The organism is Streptomyces sp. NPDC050743 (genome assembly GCF_044456925.1).
In the GTDB taxonomy this organism is placed as follows: domain Bacteria; phylum Actinomycetota; class Actinomycetes; order Streptomycetales; family Streptomycetaceae; genus Streptomyces.
Window position 1 is genome coordinate 129,787 of the sequence record NZ_JBITGJ010000003.1, and the last position, 11,226, is coordinate 141,012.

General features: G+C 70.1%; 11 protein-coding genes and 1 tRNA gene. 7 read left to right on the top strand and 5 right to left on the bottom strand.

The annotated features are described in order from the left end of the window. Nucleotides 1–22 precede the first annotated feature (22 nt). Nucleotides 23–1,588: a fibronectin type III domain-containing protein gene (locus tag ACIBJF_RS04760; protein WP_399172240.1), complete on the bottom strand. Its 1,566-nt coding sequence runs from the start codon at nucleotides 1,586–1,588 to the stop codon at nucleotides 23–25. Nucleotides 1,589–1,752: 164 nt separating this feature from the next. Between ACIBJF_RS04760 and ACIBJF_RS04765 the strand changes: the two genes are divergently transcribed. Together ACIBJF_RS04765 and glmS are read left to right on the top strand one after the other, a co-directional pair. Next, nucleotides 1,753–2,010 (top strand): hypothetical protein, encoded by a 258-nt coding sequence (locus tag ACIBJF_RS04765; protein ID WP_351808632.1) that lies wholly within the window; start codon nucleotides 1,753–1,755, stop codon nucleotides 2,008–2,010. A 45-nt stretch (nucleotides 2,011–2,055) separates the two neighbouring features. Next, on the top strand, nucleotides 2,056–3,873 hold the full coding sequence (gene glmS / locus ACIBJF_RS04770; RefSeq protein ID WP_399172241.1) for a glutamine--fructose-6-phosphate transaminase (isomerizing): 1,818 nt from the start codon (nucleotides 2,056–2,058) through the stop codon (nucleotides 3,871–3,873). A 146-nt stretch (nucleotides 3,874–4,019) separates the two neighbouring features. On the opposite strand, the gene ACIBJF_RS04775 is transcribed toward glmS, so the two are convergent. Together ACIBJF_RS04775 and ACIBJF_RS04780 are read right to left on the bottom strand one after the other, a co-directional pair. After that, nucleotides 4,020–4,580, bottom strand: coding sequence for a GPR1/FUN34/YaaH family transporter (locus tag ACIBJF_RS04775; protein WP_399172242.1), 561 nt, complete (start codon nucleotides 4,578–4,580; stop codon nucleotides 4,020–4,022). A 115-nt stretch (nucleotides 4,581–4,695) separates the two neighbouring features. Beyond that, on the bottom strand, nucleotides 4,696–5,223 hold the full coding sequence (locus ACIBJF_RS04780; RefSeq protein WP_351808640.1) for a universal stress protein: 528 nt from the start codon (nucleotides 5,221–5,223) through the stop codon (nucleotides 4,696–4,698). Nucleotides 5,224–5,540: 317 nt separating this feature from the next. Here ACIBJF_RS04780 and ACIBJF_RS04785 point away from each other — a divergent pair, with 317 nt between their 5' ends. The 4 genes from ACIBJF_RS04785 to ACIBJF_RS04800 all read left to right on the top strand — a co-directional run bounded on the left by ACIBJF_RS04785 (nucleotide 5,541) and on the right by ACIBJF_RS04800 (nucleotide 8,338). After that, nucleotides 5,541–5,831: a hypothetical protein gene (locus ACIBJF_RS04785; RefSeq protein WP_399172243.1), complete on the top strand. Its 291-nt coding sequence runs from the start codon at nucleotides 5,541–5,543 to the stop codon at nucleotides 5,829–5,831. A 377-nt stretch (nucleotides 5,832–6,208) separates the two neighbouring features. Next, on the top strand, nucleotides 6,209–7,426 hold the full coding sequence (locus tag ACIBJF_RS04790; RefSeq protein WP_399172244.1) for a helix-turn-helix domain-containing protein: 1,218 nt from the start codon (nucleotides 6,209–6,211) through the stop codon (nucleotides 7,424–7,426). Nucleotides 7,427–7,533: 107 nt separating this feature from the next. Continuing rightward, nucleotides 7,534–8,136 carry an oligoribonuclease gene (orn, locus tag ACIBJF_RS04795; RefSeq protein WP_351808649.1) on the top strand — a complete coding sequence of 201 codons (603 nt, stop codon included), beginning with the start codon at nucleotides 7,534–7,536 and terminating at the stop codon, nucleotides 8,134–8,136. 129 nt (nucleotides 8,137–8,265) lie between these two features. Then, nucleotides 8,266–8,338 (top strand) — tRNA-His (locus tag ACIBJF_RS04800). A gap of 77 nt (nucleotides 8,339–8,415) precedes the next feature. Here ACIBJF_RS04800 and sigJ read toward each other — a convergent pair. Continuing rightward, nucleotides 8,416–9,357, bottom strand: coding sequence for an RNA polymerase sigma factor SigJ (gene sigJ / locus ACIBJF_RS04805; protein WP_399172463.1), 942 nt, complete (start codon nucleotides 9,355–9,357; stop codon nucleotides 8,416–8,418). A 131-nt stretch (nucleotides 9,358–9,488) separates the two neighbouring features. On the opposite strand from sigJ, the gene ACIBJF_RS04810 reads away from it, so the two are divergent. Further along, entirely contained in the window at nucleotides 9,489–9,875 is a 387-nt protein-coding gene (locus ACIBJF_RS04810) for a DoxX family protein (protein ID WP_399172245.1), read from the top strand. 71 nt (nucleotides 9,876–9,946) lie between these two features. Here the strand turns inward: ACIBJF_RS04810 and ACIBJF_RS04815 are convergent, their stop codons facing one another. Continuing rightward, nucleotides 9,947–11,002 carry a LacI family DNA-binding transcriptional regulator gene (locus tag ACIBJF_RS04815; RefSeq protein WP_399172246.1) on the bottom strand — a complete coding sequence of 352 codons (1,056 nt, stop codon included), beginning with the start codon at nucleotides 11,000–11,002 and terminating at the stop codon, nucleotides 9,947–9,949. Nucleotides 11,003–11,226: the final 224 nt, after the last annotated feature.

The window sequence follows — 11,226 nt, forward strand, 5'->3', positions numbered from 1 at the left end:
CCGCCCGTTGCCCGGCGGGGAGTTACTTGGCCGTGCGGGACACGGTGAAGTGGTCGATGCGGTCGCCGGTCTCGGCGATGCCCGACACCTGCAGCGTGGTCTGGCGGCCCTTCGGCGCGGGGCAGACGTCCACGCGCAGGAAGGAGTAGTTCAGGTAGCGGACCCGGGACCAGGTGACGGTCTCGTTGACCTTGCCGTCCTTGGTGTTGATGAAGGACGCGACCGAGTCGACCTCGTGCTCGTGACCCTCGTAGGAGTCCGGGGCGCTGAACGCGTACAGGCTGCGGCCCGCCGCGCCAGCGGTGACGTAGACCACGCCCTCGGTCTCGGGGTAGGCGGTGCCGCCGATCGGGAGCTTCTTGGTGACGGCGCCGGCCTTGATGACGTCGGTGCGCTCGTACTGGTGGTTGTGGCCGTTGATGACCAGGTCCACCTGGTACTTCTCGAACAGCGGCACCCACTCCTGGCGCACGCCCCCCTCCGAGGCGTGCGCCGTGGACGTGCAGTACGCGCAGTGGTGGAAGAACACGATGATGAAGTCGACGTCCTTCGACGCCCGGTACGTCTTCAGCTGGGCCTCGAACCACTTGGTCTGGGTTCCGCCGGAGATGCCCAGGTTCGCCGGGATCTCGAAGGAGACGTCGTTCGGGTCCAGCGAGATGACCGCGGTGTTGCCGTGGACGAAGGAGTACACACCCGGCAGGTTCTTGGCGTCCGGGCCGTTGTCCGGGAGGGTCCAGCGGGCCTCCTCGCCGCCGTAGCCGTTGGGCGAGTACCAGGCCTCCATGTCGTGGTTGCCGTAACTGACCATCCACGGGATCTGCTTTGCGACCGACTCGGTCTGGTACAGGAACTGGTCCCAGGTGCGCGAGTCGAAGCCCGTGTCGGTGGCCTTGCCCTGGCCGGCCGGGTCGCCGTAGGCGATGTCGCCGGCGTGCAGGTGGAAGGCCGGGTTCTGGCCGAGGATCAGGCTGTCGTTGGCCAGGGCGTGGTAGCTGACGCCCTGGTCGCCGAAGGCGGTGAAGGTGAACGGCGCCTTGTTGGCGGGGGCGGTGGTGAAGGTGCCCAGGGTGCCCGCGAGGTGCGGCTCGGCCGGGTCGAAGCCGTCGTGGCCGACGCCGTAGTAGTAGGTCCTGCCGGGGCGCAGGTGGGTGAGCTTGGCGTGCAGGTAGTACTGCGTGTGGTCGCCGCTCGCGCCGACGCCGGCCGGGGTGTAGAGGGTGCGCACCTCGGCCTCGATCTTGCGGGAGAGGTCCCAGGGCTGGGCGCCGATGCGGATGAACGGGTTCTTCACCGCGACCGGGACCTGCCAGGAGACGGTCATCTCGGTGCGCGGGTCGTTGCCGTAGGCGAGGTGGCGGCCGAAGGGGGCGACGAGCGCACCGTCGACCGTCTCGGTGGCGGAGGCGGTGCGCTGCGTGGGCACGGCCGCCTGGGCGGTGGCGCCCGGCACGAACGCGCCGCCGGCGACGGCGCCGAGCGTCACGGCTCCGCCTCTGATCATGGTGCGCCGGGAGAATCTGGCGCGCAGGTACTCGTGCTGCTCGGCCATGCTCATGCGCTCGGCCAGCTGGTCGGGTACTCCCATACGAGGAATGTCCATGGCGTCCGAAACTCGTGGGTCCGGGCAACGAGACGCAAGACACAGAATGGACAGCCTGCGAACAGAGGTCCAACAGCCCCGCCCCAGGCCTCTGCCCGAAATCGGGCACGATTCTTGCGAAACCGGCCGCGGTACTCCAGGATCTACGGGTGCACGACGAACTTGTTGATCATCTGACGCGGTCCACGCCCCTGAGCCGGGGCGAGGCGCTGCGGGTGATTCAGGACGTGCTCGCCTTTTTCGACGAGACGACCCAGGATTTCGTCCGTCGCCGCCACCGCGAACTGCAGGCCCAGGGCCTGGTGAACGCGGAGATCTTCGAACGGATCGAGGCGGATCTGAAATACCGGGCGGTGGCGCCGCCGGAGCTGACGCTCAGGCAGCTGCGCCGCATCGTCTACGGCTGAGAACCGGCCGCGGACCACGGGCCGAGGGATACGGGATACCTATACATGTGCGGAATTGTCGGATACATCGGGAAGCGTGACGTCGCCCCTCTCCTCCTGGAGGGCCTGCAGCGGCTGGAGTACCGCGGGTACGACTCCGCGGGCATCGTCGTCACCTCGCCGAAGGCGCCCGGCCTGAAGATGGTCAAGGCCAAGGGCCGGGTGCGCGACCTGGAGGCCAAGGTCCCGGCGCGCTTCAAGGGCACCACCGGCATCGCCCACACCCGCTGGGCCACCCACGGCGCCCCCTCCGACATCAACGCCCACCCACACATGTCGGCCGACAACAAGGTCGCCGTCGTGCACAACGGCATCATCGACAACGCCGCCGAGCTGCGCCGCAAGCTGGAGGCGGACGGTGTCGAGTTCCTCTCCGAGACCGACACCGAGGTGCTCACCCACCTCATCGCCCGCTCCACCGCCGAGAAGCTGGAGGACAAGGTCCGCCAGGCGGTCCGGGTGATCGAGGGCACCTACGGCATCGCGGTGCTGCACGCCGACTTCCCCGACCGCATCGTGGTGGCCCGCAACGGCTCCCCGGTCGTCCTCGGCATCGGCGAGAAGGAGATGTTCGTCGCGTCCGACATCGCCGCCCTGGTCACCCACACCCGCCAGATAGTGACCCTGGACGACGGCGAGATGGCCACCCTCAAGGCCGACGACTTCCGCACCTACACCACCGAGGGCACGCGTACGACGGCCGAGCCCACGACCGTGGAGTGGGAGGCCGAGTCGTACGACATGGGCGGCCACGACACCTACATGCACAAGGAGATCTTCGAGCAGGCCGACGCCGTGGACCGCGTGCTGCGCGGCCGCATCGACGACCGCTTCTCCACCGTGCACCTCGGCGGCCTCAACCTGGACGCCCGCGAGGCCCGGCAGATCCGCCGCGTGAAGATCCTCGGCTGCGGCACCTCGTACCACGCGGGCATGATCGGCGCCCAGATGATCGAGGAGCTGGCCCGTATCCCCGCGGACGCCGAGCCGGCCTCCGAGTTCCGCTACCGCAACGCGGTCGTCGACCCCGACACCCTGTACGTGGCCGTCTCCCAGTCCGGTGAGACGTACGACGTGCTCGCCGCGGTCCAGGAGCTGAAGCGCAAGGGCGCCCGGGTCTTCGGCATCGTCAACGTGGTCGGCTCGGCGATCGCCCGCGAGGCGGACGCCGGTATCTACGTCCACGCGGGCCCCGAGGTCTGCGTGGTCTCCACCAAGTGCTTCACCAACACCACGGTCGCCTTCGCGCTGCTCGCCCTGCACCTGGGCCGCACCCGTGACCTCTCGGTCCGCGACGGCAAGCGGATCATCGAGGGCCTGCGCAGGCTGCCGGACCAGATCACCGAGATCCTCAAGCAGGAGGAGAAGGTCAAGGAGCTGGCCGAGCTGTACGCCGACGCCCGCTCGATGCTGTTCATCGGCCGCGTGCGGGGCTACCCGGTGGCCCGCGAGGCCTCCCTGAAGCTCAAGGAGGTCTCCTACATCCACGCCGAGGCCTACCCCGCCTCCGAGCTGAAGCACGGCCCGCTGGCCCTGATCGAGCCGGCCCTGCCCACGGTCGCGATCGTCCCCGACGACGACCTGCTGGAGAAGAACCGCGCGGCCCTGGAGGAGATCAAGGCCCGCAGCGGCAAGATCCTCGCGGTGGCCCACCAGCACCAGGAGAAGGCCGACCAGACGATCGTCGTCCCGAAGAACGAGGACGAACTCGACCCGATCCTGATGGGCATCCCGCTGCAACTCCTGGCGTACCACACGGCGAAGGCCCTCGGCCGGGACATAGACAAGCCGAGGAACCTCGCGAAGTCGGTCACGGTGGAGTAGGAAATTCCACGCGACCGCCGAAGCGACAATTGAGCAACCCCCGCGGCGAGTAACCACGTCCGCGAGAGCGGCGCCGGTTCAGGCGCAAAAAGGGGACCCCCACGTGTGCCACCATCCACGTGGGGGTCCCTTCAGTGCTGCTCGAATCAGCCGGCGGCCGTCACCCCCCGGCCCGCAGCACGACCGGGAAGCGCCGTCGGCCAGTGGGCCAGCGCGGCCGTCGCGGCGTACCAGGCCACCGCACCGGACACGGCGGCCACCCAGCCACCGACCTTGGTCAGGAACGAACTGTCGGCGAAGGCCGCGACAGCCAGCACCAGCATCGCCAGGAACAGCAGCCCGTGCATGACCTGACCGAGGCTGTCCCCGCCCGCGAGGGTCAGGGTGAGCGCCACCAAGGCGAAGAGGAGCAGGAAGACTCCGGCCGCGTTGGCCGAGGAGTGACCGGCGACGGCCCAGGTGAACCACAGCGCACCCAGGGCCACGAATCCCGTACCGGAGGCGCTGTCACCGCCACGGAAGGCCAGCAGACCGACGAGGAACAGGGCAACTCCGCCCACATAGTGGGCCACTGAGACGGCGTCGGACGCTGCCACGCCGTCGATGACACCGGTGGTACCGAGCCCGAACGCCAACAGGGTGATACCCAGGGCGAGTCGGCCGACCACGGTGGTGCTTCCGCTTCCCGCAGAGACTTCGTTGTCCACGGCGGGCTCCCTTCATGCTGTGCTGTTGCGCGGTGACCGGTATATGCCCTTCACAAGGGCACAAACCACCTCTACGCGCGAGTAGTTTCGCGCTGCACAAAGGGAGTTGAAAGGCTCAGGGGATGACGATCACGGGCCGCTGCGCCCGCTTGGCGAGCCGCCCGGCGACGGAGCCGAAGATACGGCCGACGATGCCGTGCGTGGAGCCGACGACGATGGCGTCGGCCTCGTACTCCCGGCCCACCTCTTCGAGTTCGTGGCAGATGTCCCCGCCCCGCTCGACGAGGATCCACGGCACCTCGGCCAGATAGTCCGCGCACGCCAGCTCCAGACCGAGGACCTCGGTGCGGTGGTCCGGCACGTCGACGAAGACGGGTGGCTCGCAGCCGGCCCACACGGTGGTCGGCAGCCGGTTGGCGACATGGACGATGATCAGACCCGAGTGGGAGCGGTGGGCCATGCCGATGGCGTAGGCGAGGGCGCGCTCACTGGAGGTGGAGCCGTCGAAGCCGACGACGACTCCGTGCCGGAAGGCTGGGTCGCAGATGGGGCGTGGCTCTTCCGCCGCCAGGGGATCGGCCGCCGTGGGGTCGGCGACCGGCCGCTTGCGGTCCGCGGGTTCGAAGAATTCGTGACCGGCCATGGCTGTCTCGGCGTTGTGATCCTTTATGGGTGGGACGACAGTGTGCGGCGGAGCTGTGTCCGGGAAACATCTTCCCAACCCCATACCCCCAAGGGTACGGCGGCACGCCTCCCGAGCCCAGATCCAGCGCACGCTCCGTAAGCGGTCCCCCGACGTCCGGAGGGGTTCACCGGAGCATGCACGAGCGGCGCCCGTAACGCAATGGTTGCTGCCTCGTACAGGCGGTTTGCACAGGATCAACAGGTGTACGACCGGTGACCGAGCGGTCGAACGGCCGTTGAACGGGATGAGCCCCACCGCCACAGGGAGTACGAGTCATGCCCGGTCGCCGATCCACCTCCGCGCCGCCGCCCGCGCCGGACACCGTGCGCGATGTGATCCGCTGGGCCGCCTTCAGCTGCGTCGTCGTCCCCGTGGTCCTGCTCTGGTACGGCACCCCGCCGGCCGGCGCGGCGGGCGCCGCCCTCGGCCTGGCCGCCGTCACGGCCGTGTGCCACGTCCTGCTGCGCCGGTCGGAGCGGTGTGCCGGGCGGTACGGGTGTGACGACGAGGGTTTCGGGGAGCAAAGAGGCGGACGTCACACCCGTCGACAGACACCGGTCGACTGACCTGTTTCCGTACCCCCGAACGCTTCTTTTCAGCCAACTTCTGAATGTCGCCACAGAGGGGCCCCAACCACCCTCCAACCCCCGTTCGACCTGCACGGAAAGGGTCTACGGGCGGCTGTACACCCTACGCGGTTTGGCCACTGCGACAAGGCGCACTTCCCTGCACGGCCCTCGAGTGCAACGCTTCGTGATCGAATGCTTCACGCCAAGTTGTCATGTCGACAATTCGGGCGTGTGGAACTGGTCACCGTCAGACCGCGGGACCCAGTAGATTCGATCTTGACTGTCTTACGGCGGGGGACTCGTGCAGGACCGAGGGGAAACGTGCAGGAGCGACACAACCGAGGAGCCGCGACCACCGAGGGGGGCTTAGCAGGATGAGCCACGACTCCACTGCCGCGCCGGATGCCGCGGCCCGGAAACTCTCCGGGCGACGCCGCAAGGAGATCGTCGCGGTGCTGCTGTTCAGCGGCGGCCCCATCTTCGAGAGTTCCATACCGCTGTCGGTGTTCGGGATCGACCGCCAGGACGCCGGCGTGCCGCGCTACCGACTGCTGGTGTGCGCCGGCGAGGAGGGCCCGCTGCGGACCACAGGGGGCCTGGAACTCAGCGCACCGCATGGACTGGAGGCGATCTCCCGCGCCGGGACGGTCGTCGTACCGGCCTGGCGGTCGATCACCGCGCCGCCACCGGAGGAGGCGCTCGACGCGCTGCGCCGGGCGCACGAGGAGGGTGCCCGCATAGTCGGGCTGTGCACCGGAGCCTTCGTCCTCGCGGCGGCGGGCCTGCTGGACGGCCGCCCGGCGACGACCCACTGGATGTACGCGCCGACGCTGGCCAAGCGCTATCCGTCGGTGCACGTCGATCCACGAGAGCTCTTCGTGGACGACGGCGACGTCCTGACATCGGCGGGGACGGCGGCCGGAATCGATCTCTGTCTCCACATCGTGCGGACGGACCACGGCAACGAGGCGGCCGGCGCGCTGGCCCGCCGCCTGGTGGTCCCGCCGCGCCGCAGCGGCGGTCAGGAGCGCTACCTCGACCGGTCTTTACCGGAGGAGATCGGCGCCGACCCGCTCGCCGAGGTCGTCGCCTGGGCGCTGGAACACCTCCACGAGCAGTTCGACGTGGAGACCCTGGCGGCACGCGCCTATATGAGCCGCCGTACGTTCGACCGCCGGTTCCGCTCGCTGACCGGCAGCGCGCCGCTGCAGTGGCTGATCACACAGCGTGTGCTGCAGGCCCAGCGCCTGCTGGAGACGTCGGACTACTCCGTGGACGAGGTGGCGGGCCGCTGCGGCTTCCGCTCCCCCGTCGCGCTGCGCGGGCACTTCCGCCGCCAGCTCGGCTCGTCCCCCGCCGCCTACCGGGCCGCCTACCGGGCCCGCAGGCCGCAGGGCGAGAGGCCGGCCGACACGGAGCCGCCGCTGCCGCCGTCCGGCCAGCCGGGGCCGGGCACGGGCCTCGCGGGCCCGGGACCGATGGGCCACGCGCCCGTGCTGCACCCGGACCGGGACAACGGGGTGCCGATGCAGAGCCGCCGCACGGCGGCGGGCGTGGTGGGCCTGCTGCCGGGGCCGCGGAGCGGTAGCTGAGAAAAAGGGGGCGAGCACCTGCTCGCCCCCTTTTTCCGCCGAGCCCGGCAGAGGCCGGCATCAGCACGGGGAGCCACAAAAGCTCAGGTCCGCTTTAGGGTGGACGCATGAACGATCGCATGGTGTGGATCGACTGCGAGATGACCGGCCTCTCGCTGTCCGACGACGCGCTCATCGAGGTGGCCGCCCTCGTCACCGACTCCGAGCTGAACGTACTCGGCGAGGGGGTGGACATCGTCATCCGCCCGCCGGACCAGGCGCTGGAGACGATGCCGGAGGTGGTGCGTCAGATGCACACCGCGTCCGGGCTGCTCGCGGAGCTCCCGAACGGCACGACCCTTCAGGACGCCGAGGAGCGGGTCCTCGCCTATGTGAAGGAGTACGTGAAGGAGCCCGGCAAGGCCCCGCTGTGCGGCAACTCCGTCGGCACCGACCGCGGCTTCCTGCTGCGGGACATGCCGACCCTGGAGGACTACCTCCACTACCGGATCGTCGACGTGTCCTCCATCAAGGAGCTGGCCCGCCGCTGGTATCCGAGGGCGTACTTCAACAGCCCGGAGAAGAACGGCAACCACCGGGCCCTCGCCGACATCCGCGAGTCGATCGCCGAGCTGCGCTACTACCGCGAGGCCGTCTTCGTCCCGCAGCCCGGCCCGGACTCCGACACCGCGAAGGCGATCGCCGCCAAGCACGTCGTGCCGGCGCGGTAAGGACACACCTGCGCCCTTTCGGGGTCCGCTGGGAGGCCCGCGCGAAAACCTGTGCGCGAGCACCCCTTCGGACCCTGTAGACTTCTTCTCGGCCGGTCGGGGAAACGACAAGTTCCACCGCCGGTCGTGGTGGGTGTAGCTCAGCTGGTAGAGCACCTGGTTGTGGTCCAGGATGTCGCGGGTTCGAGTCCCGTCACTCACCCTCACCGATCAGCCGGTGACTCCGTCGCGAGACGGGTCACCGGCTGTTTCGTTTCCACCGCCCCGGGACGCCGGGCGTCAGTGACCGGCGGGGCGTCTCTCCGGCAGCCGTCCGATGTCGGACACCGGGCCGAGGTGACCAAGCTTGTCTGGGTTGGACACGGCGTGGATCGCCCGGACCGCGCCGTCGGCGATGTCGAGCTCGACCACACTGGCCACGCGCCCTTCGGCGTCGTACGTCACGGCGCCCGGCCGGCCGTTGATCCACGCCGCCCGTATCGAGGCGCCGAGGGTCCGGACCCGGCGGAAGCCGCCCACCAGCAGTTGTGCGACGTACCGCGGGTCGGTCACCGACCTGGCGAGCGCCCGCGCCTTGCCGCCGCCGTCGCCCTGGAACACCACGTCCGGCGCGAGCATGCCGAGCAGCGCGTCCATGTCGCCGCCCTCCGCGGCTTCGAAGAACCTACGGGCGAGCTCCTCGCCCTCCGCCCGCCGCACCGGGGGCGGCGGGGTGCCGGCCGGCTGTCCGTCGGGGGCGATGCGCTTCCTGGCACGGGCGAAGATCTGCCGGCAGTTCGCCTCGGACTTGCCGGTGATCCGGGCCACCTCCGGGTAGCCGTACTCGAAGGCCTCGCGCAGCATGAACACCGCGCGCTCGACCGGGGACAGGGCTTCCAGCAGCACGAGGAACGCCATCGACAGCGAGTCGGAGAGCTCGGCGTGCTCCGCGGGCCCGGGCCTGTCGGCGGCCACCACGACGGGCTCGGGCAGCCAGTCGCCGACGTAGGTCTCCCGGCGTACCCGCGCCGAGCCCAGGTAGTTGATGCCCCGTCGCGTCACCGAAGTCGTCAGGTACGCCTTCAGGTTCGCGACCGGGGTGCCGGCCCGGCGCGCCCGGGTCAGACCGAGGAAGGTGTCCTGCACGAGGTCCTCGGCATCGCCCACCGATCCGGTCATCCCGTAGGCGAGGGAGAACAGCAACGACCGGTATCGCTCCGCGTCCGCTTCGACCCCTGTCACCGCCACGGACTCCCCCTTCGAACATCCGCAGGACGTCCAGCAGCGTATCCGAGGCCGCCGGCTGTCACAGGCGCCCGGGGTGCCCTGTCTCAGAGGGGCGACAGCGAACGACAGGAACAAGGAGACAGCAGATGAACCTCGCGCTGTGGATCGTGACCGGACTGCTCGCCGTCGCCTACCTGCTCAGCGGTGGCGGCAAGGTGATCGTGGCGAAGGAGAAGATCGCCGCCTTCGGGCCCAGTGCACAGTGGGTGAACGATTTCAGTGCGGGCGGCGTCAAGGCCATCGGAGCCCTGGAGGTGCTGGCCGCGGTGGGGCTGGTCCTGCCCGCGGCGCTCGACATCGCGCCGGTTCTGGTGCCGTTGGCCGCGCTCGGCCTGGCGCTCCTCATGGTGGGTGCGGCGATCACCCGACTCCGGCGGCACGAGGTCACGCTCATGGCGGTGGACATGATCTACGTCGTCCTGGCCGCCTTTGTGGCGTGGGGGCGTTTCGGGCCCGAGTCCTTCGTCCACTGACCGGGACGGTGTGCGGGTGGGCCCCGGTCGGCTTCACGGGTCGCGGCCCGGCGGACCGGGCCCGGCCGGTGCTACGACGACGCCCGCGCCACCAGTTCCGTCGCCAGTACCGCGTGCCGCCGCTCCAGTCCCCGGGAAACAGGTGGGCGGCGGTCGGCGATCTCCGTGAGGAGGAGGTCGATCATCGCGCGGCCCATCTCCTCGATGGGCTGGCGGACACTGGTCAGCGGCGGGTCCATGTGGCGGGCGATGGCGGAGTCGTCGTAGCCGACGAGGGCCACGTCGTCCGGGATGCGGCGGCCCGCCTCGCGCAGCACCTGCCGGGCGCCGGCCGCCATCACGTCCGAGCCGGCGAACACCGCGTCCAGGTCGGGGCGGCGGTCGAGGAGCAGGGACATGGCCCGGCGGCCGCCCTCCTCGGTGAAGTCCCCCAGTTCCACGAGGAGTTCGTCCACCTCCCGGCCCGCGTCGCGCAGGGCGTCTCGGTAGCCGTCGACGCGGCGCTGGGCGCCGTAGACGTCGAGGCGGCCGGTGATGTGCGCGATGCGGGTGCGGCCGCGGGAGAGCAGGTGCTCCACGGCCGAGCGGGCGCCGCCGTAGTTGTCCGAGTCCACCGAGGTGAGCGTCTCCCCGGCTGAGCGGGGGCCGCTGATCACGGCCGGGATCTCCAGCTGAGCCAGCAGATCGGGCAGGGGGTCGTCGGCGTGGACCGAGACCAGCAGGACGCCGTCCACCCGGTGCGCCGCCAGGTACTGGGCGAGGCGCCGGCGCTCGCGGTCGCTGCCCGCGAAGATCAGCAGCAACTGCATCTCGGTGTCGGAGAGTTCGGAGCCGACCCCGCGCAGCATGTCGGAGAAGTACGGCTCCGCGAAGAAGCGGGTCTCCGGCTCGGGCACCACCAGCGCGATGGCGTCGGTGCGGTTGGCGGCGAGGGCGCGGGCGGCGGTGTTGGGGACGTAGCCGAGCTCGGCGACCGCCGCCTCCACCGCGGCGCGGGTGGCGTCGCTGACCCTGGGCGAGCCGTTGATCACCCGCGACACCGTGCCCCGGCCGACCCCGGCCCGGGCGGCGACCTCCTCGAGCGTGGGCCGCCCCCCGCCGCGGCCCCGCGCTCCGTGGCTTGCCATGAGCTCCGCCTTTCTCGCCGCGTCCTCTGTGCTGGCCGAATGTAACAGCACCGTTCGCCGCAGTGGCCGTCGTGGGGCCACCGCCCCCAGACCCCGGCTCATCGGCCGTCGGCCTCACCCGCGCACGCCAGGCAGGCTGGATACCGCCTGCCGGCGCCCCCGGCTTCACCCAGTTAACACTCGGATAACTGAACGCAGTTACCGCTGTCCGTTCCCTTGACACC

Excerpts from the sequence above, each read along its gene's own strand:
- ACIBJF_RS04760 (WP_399172240.1), bottom strand. The coding sequence starts at position 1,588 with ATGGGAGTACCCGACCAGCTGGCCGAGCGCATGAGCATGGCCGAGCAG.
- glmS (WP_399172241.1), top strand. The coding sequence starts at position 2,056 with ATGTGCGGAATTGTCGGATACATCGGGAAGCGTGACGTCGCCCCTCTC.
- ACIBJF_RS04780 (WP_351808640.1), bottom strand. The coding sequence starts at position 5,223 with ATGGCCGGTCACGAATTCTTCGAACCCGCGGACCGCAAGCGGCCGGTC.
- ACIBJF_RS04785 (WP_399172243.1), top strand. The coding sequence starts at position 5,541 with ATGCCCGGTCGCCGATCCACCTCCGCGCCGCCGCCCGCGCCGGACACC.
- ACIBJF_RS04790 (WP_399172244.1), top strand. The coding sequence starts at position 6,209 with ATGAGCCACGACTCCACTGCCGCGCCGGATGCCGCGGCCCGGAAACTC.
- orn (WP_351808649.1), top strand. The coding sequence starts at position 7,534 with ATGAACGATCGCATGGTGTGGATCGACTGCGAGATGACCGGCCTCTCG.
- ACIBJF_RS04810 (WP_399172245.1), top strand. The coding sequence starts at position 9,489 with ATGAACCTCGCGCTGTGGATCGTGACCGGACTGCTCGCCGTCGCCTAC.
- ACIBJF_RS04815 (WP_399172246.1), bottom strand. The coding sequence starts at position 11,002 with ATGGCAAGCCACGGAGCGCGGGGCCGCGGCGGGGGGCGGCCCACGCTC.